Annotated in this window: 20 protein-coding genes; 11 read left to right on the top strand and 9 right to left on the bottom strand. The window is 70.9% G+C overall.

All coding sequences use genetic code 11. From position 1 onward, the window contains the following. The first annotated feature begins 12 nt into the window (after nucleotides 1–12). From MKW14_RS14575 to MKW14_RS14560, 4 genes are all read left to right on the top strand, one after another. Nucleotides 13–723: a VIT1/CCC1 transporter family protein gene (locus MKW14_RS14575; RefSeq protein ID WP_240862943.1), complete on the top strand. Its 711-nt coding sequence runs from the start codon at nucleotides 13–15 to the stop codon at nucleotides 721–723. A gap of 124 nt (nucleotides 724–847) precedes the next feature. Then, nucleotides 848–1,738 carry a sterol desaturase family protein gene (locus tag MKW14_RS14570; protein WP_240862942.1) on the top strand — a complete coding sequence of 297 codons (891 nt, stop codon included), beginning with the start codon at nucleotides 848–850 and terminating at the stop codon, nucleotides 1,736–1,738. After that, nucleotides 1,735–2,445: a lysoplasmalogenase gene (locus tag MKW14_RS14565; RefSeq protein WP_374116567.1), complete on the top strand. Its 711-nt coding sequence runs from the start codon at nucleotides 1,735–1,737 to the stop codon at nucleotides 2,443–2,445. Before MKW14_RS14570 ends, MKW14_RS14565 begins: the two co-directional genes overlap by 4 nt. Nucleotides 2,446–2,509: 64 nt before the next feature. Beyond that, on the top strand, nucleotides 2,510–3,559 hold the full coding sequence (locus MKW14_RS14560; protein WP_374116566.1) for a zinc-binding dehydrogenase: 1,050 nt from the start codon (nucleotides 2,510–2,512) through the stop codon (nucleotides 3,557–3,559). A 31-nt stretch (nucleotides 3,560–3,590) separates the two neighbouring features. Here the strand turns inward: MKW14_RS14560 and MKW14_RS14555 are convergent, their stop codons facing one another. From MKW14_RS14555 to MKW14_RS14545, 3 genes are all read right to left on the bottom strand, one after another. Continuing rightward, on the bottom strand, nucleotides 3,591–4,601 hold the full coding sequence (locus tag MKW14_RS14555) for a CopD family protein (protein ID WP_240862939.1): 1,011 nt from the start codon (nucleotides 4,599–4,601) through the stop codon (nucleotides 3,591–3,593). Nucleotides 4,602–4,701: 100 nt separating this feature from the next. Further along, nucleotides 4,702–6,015: a CoA transferase gene (locus tag MKW14_RS14550; RefSeq protein WP_240862937.1), complete on the bottom strand. Its 1,314-nt coding sequence runs from the start codon at nucleotides 6,013–6,015 to the stop codon at nucleotides 4,702–4,704. A gap of 73 nt (nucleotides 6,016–6,088) precedes the next feature. Next, entirely contained in the window at nucleotides 6,089–7,615 is a 1,527-nt protein-coding gene (locus MKW14_RS14545) for a S8 family serine peptidase (RefSeq protein ID WP_240862935.1), read from the bottom strand. A 252-nt stretch (nucleotides 7,616–7,867) separates the two neighbouring features. On the opposite strand from MKW14_RS14545, the gene MKW14_RS14540 reads away from it, so the two are divergent. The 3 genes from MKW14_RS14540 (at nucleotide 7,868) to moaA (ending at nucleotide 11,017) form a co-directional block, all read left to right on the top strand. After that, on the top strand, nucleotides 7,868–8,224 hold the full coding sequence (locus MKW14_RS14540) for a DUF485 domain-containing protein (RefSeq protein WP_240862933.1): 357 nt from the start codon (nucleotides 7,868–7,870) through the stop codon (nucleotides 8,222–8,224). Then, nucleotides 8,221–9,846 carry a monocarboxylic acid transporter gene (locus tag MKW14_RS14535; RefSeq protein ID WP_240862931.1) on the top strand — a complete coding sequence of 542 codons (1,626 nt, stop codon included), beginning with the start codon at nucleotides 8,221–8,223 and terminating at the stop codon, nucleotides 9,844–9,846. Before MKW14_RS14540 ends, MKW14_RS14535 begins: the two co-directional genes overlap by 4 nt. A 181-nt stretch (nucleotides 9,847–10,027) precedes the next feature. Continuing rightward, complete coding sequence (gene moaA, locus MKW14_RS14530; protein ID WP_240862929.1) at nucleotides 10,028–11,017, top strand: GTP 3',8-cyclase MoaA; 990 nt, start codon at nucleotides 10,028–10,030, stop codon at nucleotides 11,015–11,017. A gap of 13 nt (nucleotides 11,018–11,030) precedes the next feature. Here moaA and MKW14_RS14525 read toward each other — a convergent pair whose 3' ends face one another. Together MKW14_RS14525 and MKW14_RS14520 are read right to left on the bottom strand one after the other, a co-directional pair. After that, nucleotides 11,031–11,252 (bottom strand): hypothetical protein, encoded by a 222-nt coding sequence (locus tag MKW14_RS14525; RefSeq protein ID WP_240862928.1) that lies wholly within the window; start codon nucleotides 11,250–11,252, stop codon nucleotides 11,031–11,033. Nucleotides 11,253–11,465: 213 nt separating this feature from the next. Further along, the gene (locus MKW14_RS14520; protein WP_240862926.1) at nucleotides 11,466–11,864 is read right to left on the bottom strand and encodes a DUF3099 domain-containing protein; all 399 of its coding nucleotides are present in this window, start codon (nucleotides 11,862–11,864) and stop codon (nucleotides 11,466–11,468) included. A gap of 245 nt (nucleotides 11,865–12,109) precedes the next feature. On the opposite strand from MKW14_RS14520, the gene MKW14_RS14515 reads away from it, so the two are divergent. Beyond that, nucleotides 12,110–12,388 carry a GlsB/YeaQ/YmgE family stress response membrane protein gene (locus tag MKW14_RS14515; RefSeq protein WP_240862924.1) on the top strand — a complete coding sequence of 93 codons (279 nt, stop codon included), beginning with the start codon at nucleotides 12,110–12,112 and terminating at the stop codon, nucleotides 12,386–12,388. An 88-nt stretch (nucleotides 12,389–12,476) separates the two neighbouring features. Here MKW14_RS14515 and tyrS read toward each other — a convergent pair whose 3' ends face one another. From tyrS to MKW14_RS14500, 3 genes are read right to left on the bottom strand one after another with little or no spacing between them, the layout of a single operon-like run. Continuing rightward, nucleotides 12,477–13,745, bottom strand: coding sequence for a tyrosine--tRNA ligase (tyrS, locus tag MKW14_RS14510; RefSeq protein ID WP_240862922.1), 1,269 nt, complete (start codon nucleotides 13,743–13,745; stop codon nucleotides 12,477–12,479). Between the two features lie 56 nt (nucleotides 13,746–13,801). Beyond that, nucleotides 13,802–15,196 carry a metallopeptidase TldD-related protein gene (locus tag MKW14_RS14505; protein WP_240862920.1) on the bottom strand — a complete coding sequence of 465 codons (1,395 nt, stop codon included), beginning with the start codon at nucleotides 15,194–15,196 and terminating at the stop codon, nucleotides 13,802–13,804. Further along, the gene (locus MKW14_RS14500) at nucleotides 15,193–16,716 is read right to left on the bottom strand and encodes a TldD/PmbA family protein (protein ID WP_240862919.1); all 1,524 of its coding nucleotides are present in this window, start codon (nucleotides 16,714–16,716) and stop codon (nucleotides 15,193–15,195) included. Before MKW14_RS14500 ends, MKW14_RS14505 begins: the two co-directional genes overlap by 4 nt. A 254-nt stretch (nucleotides 16,717–16,970) precedes the next feature. Here MKW14_RS14500 and fabG point away from each other — a divergent pair, with 254 nt between their 5' ends. The 3 genes from fabG (at nucleotide 16,971) to MKW14_RS14485 (ending at nucleotide 18,958) form a co-directional block, all read left to right on the top strand. Further along, a complete protein-coding gene (fabG, locus tag MKW14_RS14495) occupies nucleotides 16,971–17,690 on the top strand; it encodes a 3-oxoacyl-[acyl-carrier-protein] reductase (RefSeq protein ID WP_240862916.1) in 720 nt (239 codons plus the stop codon). 5 nt (nucleotides 17,691–17,695) lie between these two features. Continuing rightward, nucleotides 17,696–18,463 carry an enoyl-ACP reductase FabI gene (gene fabI, locus MKW14_RS14490; protein WP_240862915.1) on the top strand — a complete coding sequence of 256 codons (768 nt, stop codon included), beginning with the start codon at nucleotides 17,696–17,698 and terminating at the stop codon, nucleotides 18,461–18,463. Between the two features lie 153 nt (nucleotides 18,464–18,616). Continuing rightward, a complete protein-coding gene (locus MKW14_RS14485; RefSeq protein ID WP_240862913.1) occupies nucleotides 18,617–18,958 on the top strand; it encodes a hypothetical protein in 342 nt (113 codons plus the stop codon). Here MKW14_RS14485 and MKW14_RS14480 read toward each other — a convergent pair. Beyond that, complete coding sequence (locus MKW14_RS14480; RefSeq protein ID WP_240862911.1) at nucleotides 18,939–19,628, bottom strand: FadR/GntR family transcriptional regulator; 690 nt, start codon at nucleotides 19,626–19,628, stop codon at nucleotides 18,939–18,941. The genes MKW14_RS14485 and MKW14_RS14480 overlap by 20 nt on opposite strands. Nucleotides 19,629–19,665 lie beyond the last annotated feature (37 nt).

The raw sequence follows: 19,665 nt of genomic DNA, 5'->3' as shown, positions 1-19,665 counted from the left end.
CATCCTCCCCGTGTGACCGAACCAACGCACGGCGAGGCGCACGGCGGCCCACTGGGGCAGCGGCTGAACTGGCTGCGGGCGGCGGTGCTCGGCGCCAACGACGGCATCGTCTCCACAGCGGGGCTCGTCGTCGGTGTGGCCGGCGCGACCGACAACCGTTCCGCGCTCCTCACCGCCGGGCTCGCGGGGCTGCTCGCCGGGTCGATGTCGATGGCCGCGGGCGAGTACGTCTCCGTGTCCACCCAGCGCGACTCCGAGATGGCCGCCCTGGCGATGGAGAAGCGGGAGCTGCGCGAGCAGCCCGAGGCCGAGCTGGAGGAGCTGACACAGCTGCTCGAGGAGCGCGGACTGTCCCGCGAGGTCGCCCGTGAGGCCGCCGAGCAGCTGACGGAACGGGACGCGCTCAGGGCGCACGCGCGCGTGGAGCTCGGCATCGACCCCGACGAGCTGACGAACCCCTGGCACGCGGCCTGGGCGAGCTTCTTCGCGTTCACGGTGGGCGCGTTGCTGCCGCTGCTCGCGATCGTGCTGCCGCCCGCGGGCTGGCGGGTGTGGATCACCGTGGTCTCGGTCCTGGCCGCCCTCGTCCTCACCGGCTGGAGCAGCGCCCGCCTGGGCGCCGCGGAACCGGGGCGCGCCGTTCTGCGGAACGTGGTGGGCGGCGCGCTGGCGATGGGCGTCACGTACGCGGCGGGGGCGCTGCTCGGCGCCGCCGGGGTATAGCGCGCGCCGGCCGCAGCGCGCACACCCATTGGCGGAGATGACCAAGAAGCAAGCGCGTACCCCGGGAAATACTTGTGGGTAACAACGTCTGGCCGCGGCCGACCAGCGGTTCTACGGTGCCCCCATGCCGAACCTGCCCGATGTCGTGCTGTGGTCGATACCCGCCTTCGTGCTGCTCACCGTGGTCGAGATGATCAGCGTGCGCGTCCATCCCGACGAGGAGGCGGCCGGATACGAGACCAAGGACGCCGCGACCAGCGTCGGCATGGGGCTCGGCAGTCTCGTCTTCGACTTCTTCTGGAAGATCCCGATCGTCGCGATCTACTCGGCCATCTACGAACTCACGCCCCTGCGCGTGCCCGTGCTGTGGTGGACCGTCCCCCTGATGCTCCTCGGCCAGGACTTCTTCTACTACTGGTCCCACCGCGGCCATCACGTCATCCGCATCCTGTGGGCCTGCCACGTCGTCCACCACTCCAGCCGTAAGTTCAACCTCACCACCGCGCTGCGCCAGCCCTGGACGACGTGGACGGTCTGGCCGTTCTACGTCCCCCTGGTCGCCGCCGGCGTGCACCCGGCCGCCCTCGCGTTCTGCTCCTCGGCCAACCTCGTCTACCAGTTCTGGATCCACACCGAACGCATCGACAAGATGCCCCGCTGGTTCGAGTTCGTCTTCAACACCCCGTCCCACCACCGCGTCCACCACGCCTCCCAGGGCGGCTATCTGGACCGCAACTTCGGCGGCATCCTCATCGTCTGGGACCGGCTCTTCGGCTCCTTCGTGCCCGAGACCGAACGCCCCGTCTACGGGTTGACCAAGAACATCAACACGTTCAACCCGGTCAAGGTGGCCACCCATGAGTACGTCGCGATCATCAAGGACGTCCGGGCGGCGAGGAGTTGGGGCGAGCGGGCCGGGCGGGTCTTCCGGGGGCCGGGCTGGGCGCCGACGCCCCCGGTGGAGGCCGCCCCGGTCGCGGAGCCGGCCCCGGCCGAGGGGACCGCGGCCGCGTGACACCGGGCTCTGAGGGCAGGGCGCGCATCCGTGCCCTCGCGCATCTCCTCCTCGGTGCCTTCGTCACCGCCACCGTCGTCGATCTCGTCTCCCTGGCCGCCGGCTTCCAACCCGGCCACGTCGTCGCCAAGCCCCTGCTGATGCCGCTCCTCGCCGCCCACGCGGGCGTGCGCGGTGGGCCCCGGCTGCTGATCGCCGCGCTCCTGTGCGGCTGGGGCGGTGACGTCCTGCTGCTGTCCGACGCGGACTGGGCTTTCCTCGCCGGGATGGCGTCCTTCGCCGCGGGGCACGTCTGTTACGTCGTCCTCTTCCGCCGACGGCGACCGCCGCATGGCACGTCCCGCGCGCGTGGCCGTCTGCTCGCCCCCCTCTACGCCGCCGCACTCGTCACCACGGTCGCCGTGCTGTGGCCGGACCTGCCCACGGACCTGCGCGTCCCCGTCGCCTGCTACAGCGCCCTGCTCACGGCCATGGCGTACACCGCCGCCGCCCGGCTCGGCCCGGTCGCCGGGCTCGGCGGTGCGCTGTTCCTGCTGTCCGACACCCTCATCGCGACCGGCGTCGCCGACTGGCCGCAGCCGCCGAGACCCGACCTGTGGATCATGCTGACGTACGCGGCAGCGCAGTTCCTGCTGGTCCGGGGCACCCTCGAAGAGCGGCCCGCGCCCGCGACGGCGTACCGTGAACTGCGCTCGACCACCCCCTGAGCGCAGCCACGACACCGCACGAGAGGGATCCTCGCCATGCGCGCCACCACCATCCACGCCCCCTATGACATGCGGGTGGAGGACGTGCCCGAGCCCGTGGTGCAGCTGCCCACCGACGCGGTGGTGCGGGTGCTGCGAGCCTGCATCTGCGGCAGCGATCTGTGGGCCTACCGCGGCGATGCGGCCCGTCGGCCGGGCTGGGGGTCCCCCCAGGCCTTTAAGGCACTGGGGGAGCATCGGGCACGAGTTCCTCGGGTTCGTCGAGGAGACCGGCAGCGAGGTCACGGGAGTGCGGCGCGGTGACCTGGTCGTGGCTCCCTTCATGTGGTCCGACGGCGTCTGCGACTACTGCCGCGAGGGCCTGACCACCTCCTGCGAGCACGGCGGCTTCTGGGGTTCCGTCGGGCACGACGGCGGCCAGGGCGAGGCCGTGCGCGTGCCGTTCGCCGACGGCACCCTCGTGGGGCTGCCGAAGGAGGCCGCGTCCGACGAGCACCTGCTGTCCGCGCTGCTGACCCTCTCCGACGTCCTGGGCACCGGCCACCACGCGGCCCTCGGCGCGGGCACCCGCCCGGGTGCCACGGTCGCCGTCGTCGGCGACGGAGCGGTCGGTCTGTGCGCGGTGCTGGCCGCCAAGCGGCTGGGCGCGGAGCGGATCATCGCGCTCGGCCGTCACCAGGTCCGCACGGACATCGCCCGCCGTTTCGGCGCCACCGACGTCGTCGCCGAGCGTGGGGAGGCTGCCGTCGAGGCGGTGCGCGAACTCACCCGTGGCCAGGGCGCGCACGCGGTGGTGGAGGCCGTCGGCACCGAGCAGTCGATGCGCACGGCGATCGAGATCACGCGCGACGGCGGCGCCATCGGCTTCGTCGGTGTTCCGCACGGCAGCGGCACCGGCGTCGACCTGGGCGTCATGTTCGACCGGAACATCGCGCTGCGCGGCGGCGTCGCTCCCGTCCGCGCCTACATCCCGGACCTGTTGCCCGATGTCCTGGACGGCACGATCGACCCGTCGCCGGTCTTCGACATGACCGTCGGCATCGAGGGCGTCCCGGACGGCTACAAGGCGATGGACGAGCGCACGGCGCTCAAGGTCCTGGTCACCAACGGTTGATCAACGGTTGATCAACGGATGTGGATCAACGTCACGACCAGCGGATCGGCAGCGGCAACGCCGTCAGCAGCCCCGAGACCACGACCACGACTCCCAGGGCGACGACCTCGGCGCGCGCGGGGGAGCAGGCCGAGAGCGGGTCGGTGGCGCGGCGCAGCCGGATCCGCGCGCACAGGGCCAGCAGGGCGACGGCGGCCACCAGGAGCACCTTGGCCAGCAGGGTGCGCCCGTAGGCCGTCGTCGTCAGCTGGTCCAGGATCGTGTGCGGGGGCATGCGGCGCAGCGAACTCCACACGCCGGTCGCGGTGATGGCGGCGAGCAGGACGGCCGCCACGCGCGCGTAGAGGCCGAGCAGCGCCGGGCCCGCCTCGACGGGACCCCACAGGCGCAGGGTGCGCAGGGCGTGCAGCAGACCGCCCACCCACAGAGCCGCGCAGGTCAGATGAACCAGCGTCAGCCCTGAGCCGAGGAGCGGGGTGTGCTCGGTGCCGGGATGCGCGCGCAGGGCCTCGGCCACGATCACCGCGGCCACCGGCCAGAGTTGGATGGCGGGGCGGCGCGAGCGGGCGCACAGGGCGGCCACGAGGAAGGCGTTGACCTCGAGCAGCGCGAGCCGGCCGTCGCGTGTGGCGTACAGACCGCCGACGTCGACCTGGGCCAGGCTGCGCGGCACCAGATTGCCCGTCGAGACGATGGAGGCCAGCCCCAGGGCCGCGACGAAACCGGCGAGGGCCGCCCAGAGGCTCCAACTGCGGGGCGTGTCGCGCGGGGCGCCGGGCAGCGAGCGGGCCAGACGGTTGATGAACCACTCGCCCACCGGGACGCACAGCGCGGCGAACAGCACCGACCGCAGCAGCGCCACACCGGCGACGGCGGGGGCGGCGGCCTCGCCGGTGCCGTGCAGCGCGGCGGTCGGACCGAACAGGGGTATCAGGGCCGCGAGGCCCACCAGGACGAGGACGGCGGTGGCCCGGCCGGCGCCGGGGCGCCGTATGGGCCCGCCGGCGTCGGCCGCCTCGGGCGTGGGTCTGGTCAAAGTCACCCGAAGATCTTCACCAGGTGCCGCAGAACCGGGCAAGTCGAGGGAAACAACAGAGGGTACGGCATTCCGCACATGGGTACGTTTTCGGACGGCCCGTGGCTCAGTCCCAGCGAGCGGAATCCGATCCCCAGGGCCTCGGCGGCCGCGCCCAGTCGACCGGCCCGCCCGTGAAGGACACCGCAGGCAGGGCGTACCGCAGCCGTCCCAGCGCGCTGTCCGTCCCGGCGAGCCAGGGCCCGGGCCCGTCGTAGGAGAGCTCCCCCGCCGGACCGGCGGTCACACCGTTCAGGAGCCATTGGGCCGTTCGTGCCAGCGCCAGCCGCACGGACCTGCTGCCGCCCTCGGAGGACTGCTCGGTCAGCGCCCGCAGCACGGCGCCGGCCAGCAGATAGCCCGTCCCGTGGTCGAGAGCCTGCGCGGGCAGCGCGCCCGGCGCCTGCATCGACCCCTCGACCGCCGCGATGCCGGTCGCGACCTGCACCAGGCTGTCGAAGCCGCGCCGCCCGGCCCAGGGCCCGTACGCGCCCCACGCCGACACCTGGGCCACGATGATCCCCGGCCGCCGCTCGGCCAGCGCCCGGGGCGAGAGCCCGTACCGGTCCAGGGCGCCGGGCCGGTACCCGGTGACCACGACGTCCGCCCCGCCGAGCAGTTCCTCGAAGGCGGCCCGGTCCGCCGCCAGGTCCAGCAGTGCCGAGCGTTTCCCGAACCCCGTGTCGGCGTGCTGGTCGGGCAGTTCGGGCAGATGCGGGGGGTCCAGGCGCAGTACGTCCGCGCCGAGCAGGGCGAGGGTGCGGGTCGCGACCGGGCCGGCCAGCACCCGCGTCAGGTCCAGCACGCGCACCCCGGCGGCGGGCAGCAGGGGAGTTCCGTCGATCGGCGTGAGCACCCGCGCGGGTGCGTCGTCGAGCCGCTCGTGCTCGACGAGGGGCCGCCGCGCCACCTCGGCGCCCTGCTCATGGGCGGCCCACTCCTCGGGGGTGCGCAGGGCCACGGCCAGGCCCCCGGCCGCGTGGACGGACTCCTCGACCTCCGCCGCGGTGCGCGCCGCGAGCGCCGCCTCGACGGCGCCCACGTCCTCGGGCGCTTCCAGCACACCGAGCAGCCGCGCCCGATGGTGGGGATAGTTCGCGTGCGTCCGCACCCAGCCGTCCGACGTCCGCCAGAACCGCGACAAGGGCGCGAAGGTGACCGGCGCCCGTCCGTCGACGAGCAGATGCCGCTCGCTGTGGAACGCGGTGGCGACGGCCCCGTCGTCCACCCGGACCTCGGGCACCCGGTCGAGCCCCGCCCGCAGCGCCGCCAGTCCGGCGGCGGCCGAGGCGCAGGACCCGACGCAGGCGCGCGCCAGCTCCCGTACGGGAAGGCGCCCCTGGAGAGCGCCCTCCCGCACCACTGTCTTGATTGAAGTCATGACTGCACTATGCAGTATTGACTCAATCAATATATGGACCGAGGGGATCCGTACCGCAAGGATCCGTGCCGGTCTACTTCACCGCGCGCAGGGCGCTCACGATGCCGAATCCGTAGAAGCCGTTGACGCGCTTGCCGCCCACACAGGTCGCGTCCACCACGCCGTCGCCGTCCCCGTCGTACGGGTCCGTCGGGCAGCCCGGGTTCACCGCCTGGGCCTTCAGCAGCGACTGCAACTGGGCCGGCGTCGCCCACGGGTGCGTCGACTTCAGCAGCGCGGCCACGGCCGCCACGTGCGGAGTCGCCATCGACGTGCCCTGGAGGTAGCCGTACTGGTTGTCGGGCAGCGTGGACAGGATGCGGCCGTTCTTCGACGGCGTGTCCGGGATCTGGTACTTGTCCCCGCCCGGCGCCGCGACGTCGACGACGCCGTAGCCGTAGCTGGAGTAGTACGACTTGGCGCCCTTGACGCCCGTCGCGCTGACCGTGACGACACCCGGCAGCTGGGTCGGCACGTCGAAGCACTCGTGCGGATCGACCGTACGGTTCACCGGCGTCGAGTCGTCCGGGCTGGAGGCGTCGACCAGGGCGTTCGAGTCGAGGTCGTCGTTGGAGTTGCCCGCCGCGGCGACATTGAGCGTGCCCTTGCGCTGGGCGTACAACTGGGCCCTGTTGACCGCGTCGACGATCGCGCGCTGATCGGGATCGTCCATGCAGTTGTACTGCCACGGATCAACGTAGTAGCTGTTGTTCGTTATCTCGACGCCGTGGTCGGCGGCGAACACGAAGGCGCAGACGACGCTCTCCGGGAAGAACAGCTGGTTCGCGTCCGGCTGGGCCACCGTGATGCCGGCGACCTTCACACCGGGCGCGACGCCCGCGACACCGATGCCGTTGCGAGCGGCGGCGATCTCGCCGGCCACATGCGTGCCGTGGTAGTGGTCGGCGTCCACCGGCCGCCAGGAGCCGTACGTGGTGTCCGCCTTGCCGCTCACGCAGTTCGCGGACTGTGAGGGCGAGAAGTTCGGCGCTATGTCGGGGTGGGTGTCGTCGACGCCGACGTCGATGACCGCGACGGTCACCTTCTTGCTGCCCGGGTCGATCCGGGCCGCCTTGTCGGCGCCGATCGCCCTCAGGTCCCACTGGTCGGCCTCGAGCGGCTCCTCGCCCGCGGTGGCCCCCTTGGCGACCTTCGCCGACTCGGCCTTGGAGAGGTACTGCACCGCGCCCTCGTCCGTCGTCCCCGCCGCCTGCACCGGCGAGGTCCGCGAGGCGCCGGCGGACTGCACGCCGCGTACCTTGCGTATCTTCTTCGCGAAGTCGAGGTCCGTGGAGTGGACGACGATCACACCGATCCTGTCGTACGACACCACGACGGAACCGCCGGCCGCCTTGATCGCGGCCTTGACCGACTTGATCGTGTAAGGGTCCGTCCTGGTGTTGACGAGGTAGGCGTAGGTGTCCGCGGCGGCGGCCTGGGAGGCGGACTCCGCTCGCGGGGCGGCCTGCGCGGCCGCGGGGAGGAAGCCGAGCGAGGCGGTCAGCGACAGCGCGATCGGCACCGCGAGGGCGAGCCGGCGTCTGGAACGCAGATGAGCCATGGGGTCTCCACATCATCCGGATACGAGAACCGCCCGAGACACAGGTGGTGCTCGGGCAGGTACATGACGGGCGGTCCAGGGCGAAAACTATCCCCCGACGTCGCTGGTCAGCAATGAGTTCCCCAAGGCGAGTTCGGAAAGAGGTCAAGGACGTTGAACCTGTCCTCGCGTGGCGCCGTGACCTTGGACAGGGAACGCGAGGACACTCGCCCCGACCCCGTCCCGCCCGCATCCGCAACGCGAGGAGACTCCGTGGCCACCGAGACACCGCCCCCCTCGAAAACCCAGGCCCAACTCCCCTCCACCGAGGAGTTCGTGACGGTCCAGGAGAGCGCGGAGTTCGGTGAACTGCGCCGCTCCCACCGCTCGTTCGCCTTCCCGCTCACCATCGGCTTCATCGCCTGGTACCTGCTGTACGTCCTGCTGTCGAACTACGCGGACGACTTCATGGGCACCCAGGTGGTCGGCAATGTCAACGTGGCCCTCGTGCTGGGCCTCGCCCAGTTCCTGACCACGTTCCTGATCGCCTGGTGGTACTCGCGGCACGCCGCCGCCGAGCTCGACCCCAAGGCCGAGGCCATCAAGACCCGGATGGAGGGCGGCGCATGAGCCCCGCGCAGCACACCCTGCTCGCCGCGGGCGAGGCGAGCCAGCACCGCCCGCTGATCATCACCCTGTTCGCGGTGTTCGTCGCCGCGACCCTCGTCATCACCGTCTGGGCCGGCCGCCAGACCAAGGACGCCGCCGACTTCTACGCCGGCGGACGCCAGTTCACCGGCTTCCAGAACGGCCTCGCCGTCTCCGGCGACTACATGTCCGCCGCGTCCTTCCTCGGCATCGCGGGCGCCATCGCCCTCTTCGGCTACGACGGCTTCCTGTACTCCATCGGCTTCCTGGTCGCCTGGCTGGTCGCCCTGCTCCTGGTCGCCGAACCGCTGCGCAACTCCGGCCGCTACACCATGGGCGACGTCCTCGCCTACCGCATGCGCCAGCGCCCGGTCCGCACGGCGGCCGGCACGTCCACCATCGTCGTCTCGATCTTCTACCTGCTGGCCCAGATGGCGGGCGCGGGCGTCCTGGTCTCGCTGCTGCTCGGCATCACCAGCGACGGCGGCAAGATCGGCATCGTCGCCCTGGTCGGCGTCCTGATGATCGTGTACGTCACCATCGGCGGCATGAAGGGCACCACCTGGGTGCAGATGGTCAAGGCGGTCCTGCTGATCGCGGGCGCGCTGCTGCTGACCTTCCTGGTGCTGCTGAAGTTCCACTTCAACATCTCCGACCTGCTCGGCTCCGCCGCCGACAACAGCGGCAAGGGCGCCGCCTTCCTGGAGCCCGGCCTGAAGTACGGCGCCACGGGCACCACCAAGCTGGACTTCATCTCCCTCGGCATCGCCCTGGTCCTGGGCACCGCCGGCCTGCCGCACATCCTGATCCGCTTCTACACGGTGCCCACCGCCAAGGCCGCCCGTAAGTCCGTGATCTGGGCGATCGGCCTGATCGGCGCCTTCTACCTGATGACCCTCGCCCTCGGCTTCGGCGCCGCCGCGCTGATCAAGCCCGACGAGATCATCGCCTCCAACAAGGCGGGCAACACGGCCGCGCCCCTGCTCGCCCTCCATCTCGGGGGCGTGGACTCCAACTGGGGCGCGATCCTGCTCGCCACCATCTCCGCGGTCGCGTTCGCCACGATCCTCGCGGTCGTCGCGGGCCTGACCCTGGCCTCGTCCTCCTCCTTCGCGCACGACATCTACGCGAACGTCATCAGGAAGGGCCAGGCCACCGAGAAGCAGGAGATCGGCGCGGCCCGCTGGGCGACCGTCGGCATCGGCGCGGTCTCCATCGTCCTGGGCGCCCTCGCCCGCGACCTGAACGTGGCCGGCCTGGTCGCGCTCGCCTTCGCGGTCGCCGCCTCCGCCAACCTCCCGACGATCCTCTACAGCCTCTTCTGGAAGCGGTTCACCACCTCCGGAGCCCTGTGGTCGATCTACGGCGGCCTGGTCACCGCGGTCGGCCTGGTGCTGTTCTCGCCGGTCGTCTCGGGCAAGCCGACGTCGATGTTCCCGGACGTCGACTTCCACTGGTTCCCGCTGGAGAACCCCGGCATCATCTCGATCCCGGTCGGCTTCCTGCTCGGCATCGTCGGCACCTACCTCTCCAAGGAGCAGCCGGACGCCGGCAAGTACGCCGAACTGGAGGTCCGCTCCCTCACCGGCACCGGAGCCCACTGACAACCCCCGCACCACCCCTCGCGGCGGCCGCGTCGTAGATCCCTACGACGCGGCCGCGTCGCACCTCGTGGGATCCGGCCGCTGTCGTTGTCAGTCGTGTCACGTAGGCTCGCAGGTGACAGGAAAAAGTTCATCGGCGCTGATCCGCCCGCACTGATCCGCTACGAGGGAGGGGGCCCGCGTGCTCATCGACACCTACGGCCGAGTGGCCACCGACCTGAGGGTCTCACTGACCGACCGGTGCAACCTCCGCTGTACGTACTGCATGCCCGAGGAGGGCCTGCAGTGGCTGGCCAAGCCCGATCTGCTCACCGACGACGAGATCGTCCGTCTGATCGACATCGCCGTCACCTCACTGGGCATCGAGGAGGTCCGCTTCACCGGCGGCGAGCCCCTGCTGCGCCCCGGCCTGGTCGGCATCGTGGAGCGCGTCGCCGGGCTGGATCCCCGCCCCCAGATGTCCCTCACCACCAACGGCATCGGCCTGAGGCGCACCGCGACGGCCCTGAAGGCGGCCGGTCTGGACCGGGTCAACGTCTCCCTCGACACCCTGCGCCCGGACGTCTTCAAGACCCTCACCCGCCGCAACCGCCACCAGGACGTCCTCGACGGCCTCGAAGCCGCCCGCGAGGCGGGACTGACCCCGGTGAAGGTCAACTCGGTCCTGATGCCGGGCCTGAACGACGACGAGGCCCCGGACCTCCTCGCCTGGGCCGTCGCGCACGACTACGAGCTGCGCTTCATCGAGCAGATGCCCCTGGACGCCCAGCACGGCTGGAAGCGCGAGGGCATGGTGACGGCGGGCGACATCCTGGCCTCCCTGCGGACCCGCTTCGACCTCACCCCCGAGGGCGCGGACGAGCGCGGCTCGGCCCCCGCCGAGCGCTGGCTGGTCGACGGCGGCCCGCACCGCGTGGGCGTCATCGCCTCCGTCACCCGCCCCTTCTGCGCGGCCTGCGACCGCACCCGCCTCACCGCCGACGGCCAGATACGCACCTGCCTGTTCGCGAGGGAGGAGACGGACCTGCGAGCCGCCCTGCGCGACGGATCACCGGACGAGGAGATCGCCCGCATCTGGCGCCTGGCGATGTGGGGCAAGAAGGCGGGCGCCGGCCTGGACGACCCGTCCTTCGTCCAGCCGGACAGGCCGATGTCGGCGATCGGCGGTTAGTGTCGTTGCGGTATTAGGCTCCGTCGGCCGTTTCCCACTCCGAGAGCAGCACGACGTCCTTCAGGAACCCCCGTACCCCGAGGAACTGCGACAGATGCTCCCGGTGCTCCTCACAGGCGAGCCAGGTCTTGCGCCGCTCCGGCGTGTGGATCTTCGGGTTGTTCCACGCCAGCACCCACACGGCGGCGACGCGGCAGCCCTTGGCGGAGCAGATGGGGGTGGTCTCGTCACTCACAGATTCGTCTCACAACCGCTGCACAAAAGGCGACGCCGAGCAGCCACGGGGGGAGCTGCCCGGCGTCGGTCCGTCGCTCCGACGGGGGATGCGGAGCGCCTACGAAGTATGTCACGGGTAACCCGTCGCCCGGCACTGGAACAACATGATTGATCTGAGCTTTTCTTGAGCTTGGCGCGTAGTCGCCTTCCGTTTACGACACCTCCGCGCCGCTCAGGCCCGGTCGCGCGGCTCGCTTCGTACGCCCGGCCCCGGCTCCGTCGCGACATCTTCCGGGACGGGTTCCGCGAAACCGTCGTTCGTCCGTGGCGGTGTGATCATCGGACGCATCGGCATGGTCACGAAGGTCGTCGGAAGCGACGGCGCGTTCTCCCGTCCGGCGTTCGCGATCACCACCGCGATATAGGGCAGCGCCGCTCCCAGTACCAACGCCACGATCGCGACAGGCCGTTCGACGTTCCACAGCGAGGCCGCGAGGATCACCGCCACCGTACGGATCGACATCGAGATCACATACCGCCGCTGCCGGCCGCGTACGTCCTCGTGGAGTCCCGTCCGGGCCCCGGTGATCCGGAACACCTGGCCGTTGCCACCGCCATGCTGCTTCCGCATCACATTCCACCATCCGCCCGCATCGGCCCCGCACCGCCCCGTGCCCGGTCCGACCCCGGTCGGGGTACGAGGTCCGGACCCCTCCAACGTTACGCCGCGCCTGCGTCGCCTACGAGACCGGGTCACCTCCCGCCTGGGCGAACGGCATCGGCCGTAGCACGTACGGCGGCACCCGACATGCGCCGTACGGGGTACGGGCGAAGACTGTCCCTAGTGCTCACCGCGAGCCGTAGAAGGAGGCAGTCATGGGCTGGTTGTGGGCGATCATCGTGGGATTCGTGCTGGGCCTGATCGCCAAGGCGATCATCCCCGGCAAGCAGCACAGTCCCCTCTGGCTGACCACCATCTGCGGCATGCTCGGCGCGATCGTCGGCAACGCGATCGCACGCGCCGTCGGGGTGGAGTCGACCCGCGGCATCGACTGGAGCCGCCACGCCTTCCAGCTCGTGGCCGCGATCATCATCGTCTTCGTGGTCGACATGCTGTACATGGCGACGCTGGGCAAGCGGAAACAGACGGCCTGACAGGACAGGGCCGGGTTTCCATGCACCGCCATGGAAACCCGGCCCTCGTCGACTACGCGGAGTCCGTCGACTACGCGGAGTCCGTCGACTACGCGGACGTCACCTCGACCGCCGCCAGGTTCTTCTTGCCCCGGCGCAGCACCAGCCACCGCCCGTGCAGCAGATCCTCCTCGGCCGCGGCGGCGTCCTCGGAGGCGACCTTGACGTTGTTCACGTACGCCCCGCCCTCCTTCACCGTCCGCCGCGCGGCCGACTTGCTGGCCACCAGACCGACCTCGGCGAACAGGTCCACGACCGGGCCGAGCTCGGCGACCTCGATGTGCGGCACCTCGGACAGCGCCGCCGACAGCGTCCGCTCGTCCAGCTCCGCCAGTTCACCCTGCCCGAACAGCGCCTTCGACGCGGCGATCACCGCGGCCGTCTGTTCGGCGCCGTGCACCAGCGTCGTCAGCTCCTCCGCCAGCGCCCGCTGAGCGGCCCGCGCCTGCGGTCGCTCCTCGGTCTGCTTCTCCAGCTCCTCGATCTCCGCACGGGAGCGGAAGCTGAAGATGCGCAGGAACTTGGAGACGTCCCGGTCGTCCGCGTTCAGCCAGAACTGGTAGAAGGCGTACGGCGTGGTCATCTCGGGGTCGAGCCAGACCGTGCCGGACTCGGTCTTGCCGAACTTGGTGCCGTCGGCCTTGGTGATCAGCGGCGTGCCCAGCGCGTGCACCACGGCGTCGGGCTCGACCTTGTGGATCAGGTCCGTGCCCGAGGTGAGGTTGCCCCACTGGTCGCTGCCGCCGGTCTGCAGCGTGCAGCCGTAGCGCCGGTACAGCTCCAGGAAGTCCATGCCCTGCAGGATCTGGTAGCTGAACTCGGTGTAGCTGATGCCCTCCTGGGACTCCAGGCGCCGGGCGACGGCCTCCTTCGCGATCATCTTGTTCACGCGGAAGTGCTTGCCGACGTCCCGCAGGAACTCGATGGCCGACATCCCCTGGGTCCAGTCCAGGTTGTTGACCATGACCGCGGCGTTCGGCCCGTCGAAGTCCAGCAGCGGGGCGATCTGCGCGCGCAGCCGCTCCACCCAGCCCGCGACGACCTCAGGCGAGTTCAGCGTGCGCTCGGCGTTGGGCTTCGGGTCACCGATCAGACCGGTGGCACCCCCGACCAGGCCCAGCGGACGGTTGCCCGCGTTCTGGATCCGGCGCATCGTCAGGATCTGCACGAGGTTGCCGAGGTGCAGGCTGGGCGCGGTCGGGTCGAAGCCGCAATAGAACGTGACGGGACCGTCCGCGAACGCCTTGCGCAATGCGTCCTCGTCAGTGGAGAGGGCGATCAGCCCGCGCCACTTCAGTTCGTCGACGATGTCCGTCACGGTTCTCGTATCTCCTTGATGATCTTCGGGCGGTCGAGCGACCACCGGCTACGAGGTTATACGCCCTGACTGACAGAGCTCATATTGAAGTCGGGCACCCGCAGCGCCGGCATCGCAGCCCTAGTGAACCAGTCGCTCCACTCCCGCGGCAGCGTCTTTTCCGTGCGCCCGGCCTCGGTGGCCCGGCCCAGCAGGTCGACCGGGGACTCGTTGAACCGGAAGTTGTTCACCTCGCCGGTCACCTCGCCGTTCTCGACGAGGTAGACGCCGTCCCGGGTCAGGCCGGTCAGCAGCAGGGTGGCCGGGTCGACCTCGCGGATGTACCAGAGGCAGGTCAACAGCAGCCCGCGCCCGGTGCCCGCGACCATCTCCTCCAGCGAACGGTCCGCGCCGCCGGTCAGGACGAGGTTGTCGATGGCGGGAGCCACCGGCAGCCCGGTCAGGCCCGCGCTGTGCCGGGTGGTCGTGAGGTGCCGCAGCTCGCCCTCCCGCACCCACTCGGTGGCCCTGAGCGGAAGCCCGTTGTCGAACACCGACTGGTCGCCCCCGGAGGAGTGCGCGATCACGAAGGGCGCCGACTCCAGACCCGGCTCGTTCGGGTCGCTGCGCAGAGTCAGCGGCAGCTCGGTCAGCCGGTCGCCCACGCGCGTGCCGCCGCCCGGCCTGGAGAACACCGTGCGCCCCTCGACCGCATCGCGGCCGGAGGCCGACCACAGCTGGTAGATCAGCAGGTCGGCCACCGCGGTCGGCGGCAGCAGCGTCTCGTACCGCCCGGCCGGCAGCTCGACGCGCCGCTGGGCCCAGCCGAGGCGGACGGCGAGCTCGGCGTCCAGCGCCGCCGGGTCGACGTCCTTGAAGTCCCGCGTCGACCGGCCCGCCCACGCCGAGCGCGTACGGTCCGGCGACTTGGCGTTCAGCTCCAGGGTGCCGTTGGGCTGGTCGTGACGCAGGCGCAGCCCCGTCGACGTACCGACGTAGCTCGTCACCAGCTCGTGGTTGGCGAAGCCGTACAGCTCGCGCCCGCCGGCACGCGCGCGTGCGAAGGCCTCGCCCAGCGCGGGCGCGAAGTCGGCGAAGACGGCGGAGGTGGTCTCCGCGGGCCCGTCCGTGAAGTCCGGGGACGCGGGTACGCCCGCCACCAGCGGCTGCGCGTCCTCGGCGGGCCCCGCGCTGCGGGCGGCGGCCTCGGCGGCCCGCACCAGGGGCTCCAGCTCGTCCACGGTCACCGCCGAGCGCGAGACCACACCGGAGGCGGTGCCCTCCTTGCCGTCGACGGTCGCGACGACCGTGAGCGTACGGCCGCGGGTGACGCCGTTGGTGGTGAGCGCGTTGCCCGCCCAGCGCAGGTTGGCGGTGGACTGCTCGTCGGCGATGACGACACAGCCGTCGGCGGTGGACAGCTCCAGCGCCCGCTCGACGATCTCGTGGGGCTTGTGGGTGCGGGCGCTCATCGACCGGCCTCCTGCGTCGTGTTGAGGATGTTGACGCCCTTGAAGAGCGCGGAGGGGCAGCCGTGCGAGACGGCGGCGACCTGGCCCGGCTGGGCCTTGCCGCAGTTGAAGGCGCCCCCGAGGACATACGTCTGCGGGCCGCCCACCGCGGCCATCGACCCCCAGAAGTCGGTGGTCGTCGCCTGGTAGGCCACGTCCCGCAGCTGCCCGGTGATCCGCCCGTTCTCGATCCGGAAGAACCGCTGGCCGGTGAACTGGAAGTTGTAGCGCTGCATGTCGATCGACCACGACCGGTCCCCGACGACGTAGATCCCGCGGTCCACGCTGCCGATCAGATCCTCCGTCGACATGCCCGCCGGATCCGGTTGCAACGACACGTTGGCCATGCGCTGCACCGGCACATGGCCGGGGGAGTCGGCGAAGGCGCAGCCGTTCGACCGTTCGAAGCCGGTCAGCCTGGCGATGCGCCGGTCCAGCTGGTAGCCGACGAGCCTGCCGTCCCTCACCAGGTCCCAGGACTGGCCCTCGACGCCCTCGTCGTCGTACCCGACGGTCGCGAGTCCGTGCTCGGCGGTGCGGTCGCCGGTGACGTTCATCAGATCGGAGCCGTACCTGAGCCTGCCGAGCTGGTCGAAGGTGGCGAAGGAGGTGCCGGCGTAGGCGGCCTCGTAGCCGAGCGCGCGGTCCAGCTCGGTGGCGTGGCCGATGGACTCGTGGATGGTCAGCCACAGGTTGGACGGGTCGACGACCAGGTCGTACAGACCCGCCTCGACGCTCGGCGCCCGCATCTTCTCGGCGAGCAGCTCCGGGATCTGCTCCAGCTCGCTCTCCCAGTCCCAGCCGGTGCCCGTGAGGTACTCCCAGCCGCGTCCGACCGGCGGCGCGATCGTCCGCATCGAGTCGAACTCGCCGCTGGACTCGTCGACCGACACGGCCGTCAGCGACGGATGCAGCCGCACCCGCTGCTGGGTGGTCACCGTCCCCGCGGTGTCGGCGTAGAACTTGTTCTCGTGCACGGTCAGCAGCGAGGCGTCGACATGGTTGACGCCGTTCGCCGCCAGCAGCCGCGCACTCCAGTCCGCGAGCAGCGCCGCCTTCTCCTCGTCGGGCACGCTGAACGGATCGATCTCGTACGACGAGACCCACGTCCGGTCCGCGTGCACGGGCTCGTCCGCCAGCTCCACGCGCTCGTCCGAGCCGGCGGCCTTGATCACCTGGGCGGACAGCTTCGCCATCGCCACCGCCTGCGAGGCGACCTTGGCCGCCGCGTCGAGCGTCAGATCCACTCCCGACGCGAAGCCCCAGGTGCCACCGTGCACGACCCGCACCGCGTACCCGAGGTCGGTGGTGTCCGACGAACCGGCGAGCTTGGCGTCCCGCAGCCGCCAGGAGGCGCTGCGCACCCGTTCGAACCGGAAGTCGGCGTGCTCGGCGCCCAGCGCACGCGCGCGTGCCAGCGCCGCGTCGGCGAGGGCGCGCAGAGGTAGGGCCGTGAAGGCTTCGTCGATGGTATGAGGCACCGAGGTCTCTCCTTGACTGTCGTGACCTGACCGGACCGGCGGTTGCCCCGATCATGTCGCGTCGACGGGCGCGCCGACCACAGGTTTCGGGCCGCTGCCGGGAACATTCTGTAGGGACCCGACAGTGAGTCCCGTACGCCACTGTCGGTGCCCGAATGTCCTCGGGTGCGACCGGCCCGATAGGTTTTCGACTGAAGCCGCCTGTCACCAGGTGTTGGGCGGGTGTGTCAGACCCCTATCGAAAGGGTGATCCGTTGAGCCGCTCGGTTCTCGTCACCGGAGGCAACCGGGGCATCGGCCTCGCCATCGCCCGCGCGTTCGCCGACGCCGGCGACAAGGTCGCGATCACGTACCGCTCCGGGGAGCCGCCGGCCGCCCTCACAGAGTTGGGCTGCCTGGCCGTCAAGTGCGACATCACCGACACCGAGCAGGTGGAGCAGGCCTACAAGGAGATCGAGGCCCAGCACGGCCCGGTCGAGGTCCTCATCGCCAACGCCGGCGTCACCAAGGACCAGCTCCTGATGCGTATGTCCGAGGAGGACTTCACGTCCGTCCTCGACACCAACCTCACCGGCACCTTCCGCGTGGTCAAGCGCGCCAACCGCGGCATGCTGCGCGCCAAGAAGGGCCGGGTCGTCCTCATCTCGTCGGTCGTCGGGCTCCTCGGCTCGGCCGGCCAGGCCAACTACGCCGCCTCCAAGGCCGCCCTGGTCGGCTTCGCGCGCTCCCTCGCCCGTGAGCTGGGCTCGCGCAACATCACCTTCAACGTCGTCGCGCCCGGCTTCGTCGACACCGACATGACCAAGGTGCTCACCGACGAGCAGCGCGCGGGCATCGTGGCCCAGGTGCCGCTCGGCCGCTACGCGCAGCCCGAGGAGGTCGCCGCGACGGTGCGGTTCCTCGCCTCGGACGACGCCTCGTACATCACTGGAGCCGTCATCCCCGTTGACGGCGGACTGGGAATGGGTCACTGAACACCATGAGCGGAATTCTCGAGGGCAAGCGCGTCCTGATCACCGGTGTGCTGATGGAGTCCTCCATCGCCTTCCACGCCGCCAAGCTGGCCCAGGAGCAGGGCGCCGAGATCATCCTGACCGCGTTCCCGCGGCCCACGCTGACCGAGCGCATCGCCAAGAAGCTCCCCAAGCCCACCAAGGTCATCGAGCTCGACGTCACCAACGACGAGCACCTGGCCCGGCTGGCCGACCTGGTCGGCGAGGAACTCGGCGGGCTCGACGGCGTCGTGCACTCCATCGGCTTCGCACCGCAGGACGCGCTCGGCGGAAACTTCCTGAACACGCCGTTCGAGTCGGTGGCCACGGCCATGCACGTCTCGGCGTACTCCCTGAAGTCGCTGACCATGGCCTGCCTGCCGCTGATGCAGAACGGCGGCTCGGTCGTCGGCCTCACCTTCGACGCCTCCTTCGCCTGGCCGCAGTACGACTGGATGGGTCCGGCCAAGGCCGCCCTGGAGGCCACCAGCCGCTACCTCGCGCGCGACCTCGGCAAGCAGAACATCCGCTGCAACCTGGTCTCCGCGGGCCCGATCGGCTCCATGGCCGCCAAGTCCATCCCGGGCTTCGGCGAGCTGGCTTCCGTCTGGGACAGCCGCTCCCCGCTGGAGTGGGACCTCAAGGATCCGGAGCCGGCCGGCAAGGGCATCGTCGCCCTGCTGAGCGACTGGTTCCCGAAGACCACGGGCGAGATCGTCCACGTCGACGGCGGTCTGCACGCCATCGGAGCCTGATCTCCGTACGTCTCGGCGCCCCGTTCCGTGGAGGAGCGGGGCGTCCCCCGTTCGGCCTAGCCGAGCGGGCGCCGGAGACCCCTGACAACGCACTCTGGATTACGCGTCCCCCGCGACACGCCCCCTCCCGAGCACGGCCGAGGAGGTCCCCTTGTGCGCCTGTCCCGCAGCCTGGCCTCAGCGACCGCAGCCGTCGTACTCGTCCTGTGTCTCCCTTACGAGGCGGTGCCCCACGCACGCGTGAAGCGCCCCGCCCCGACGGAGCCCTTCGGCGCCGAGTGCCGTACCAAGGTCACCGGGTCCCAAGTGACCGCGTACTGCCACAACCCCTATCCGCAGACCGACGGCGTCAGCCTGCACGTGGAGTGCGACCGGTGGTGGGACCTCGACACCGACAGCGCCACCGTCGACGCCGGGCCGGCCATGACCGTACGGCTCACCGGGCGCTGCTGGGAGGAGGTCCGCTCGGCGTGGATCACCCACCAGAAGCGGTGAACCGCCCCGGACGGCACAGGAACGGATAGCTGGCCGCCGCCGCGCCGGCCGCCTCCGCGTCACCCGCGCGGATCGCGTCCACCAGCCGCGTGTGCTCCATGTACGTCTCCGGGGTCAGCGCGCCGCCCACGTCCTCGCGCAACCAGTCCCGCAGCACCTCGCCCAGGTCCGCGTACATCGCGGTCATCACGTCGTTGTGGGAGGCGGAGACCACCGCGAGGTGGAAGGTGGCGTCGGCCGTCACGAACGCCTCCGCATCGCCCGACTCCCAGGCCTCCTCGCGGCGCACCAGCAGCGCGTCGAGCTGCTTGAGGTCCTTCTCCGTGCGCCGTTCGGCCGCCAGCCTCGCCGCGGCCGACTCCAGCGCGGAGCGCAGCTCGGCGATGTGCCGGGGGTCGGCGTCGGCGAAGCGGCGGTGCATCACACCGGCCAGCTCGCTGGTCGCCACCACGTACGTGCCCGATCCCTGGCGGATGTCCAGCAGACCGTTGTGCGCCAGCGCGCGGACGGCCTCACGGACCGTGTTGCGGGCCACACCGAGCTGCTCGACCAGCTCCGGCTCCGTCGGGATGCGGGAGCCGACCGGCCACTCGCCCGAGGTGATCTGGTTGCGCAGCGCGGCGATGACCTGCTCGGACAGCGCGGAACGGCGGGGATGACTCAGGGGCATGGCACACCTTCGCACGAGGTGGCCGAGTGCGGCCGAC

The organism is Streptomyces gilvus (assembly GCF_022513565.1).
GTDB classification, from domain to species: domain Bacteria; phylum Actinomycetota; class Actinomycetes; order Streptomycetales; family Streptomycetaceae; genus Streptomyces; species Streptomyces gilvus.
This window is presented reverse-complemented; position numbering and strand designations above follow the sequence as displayed.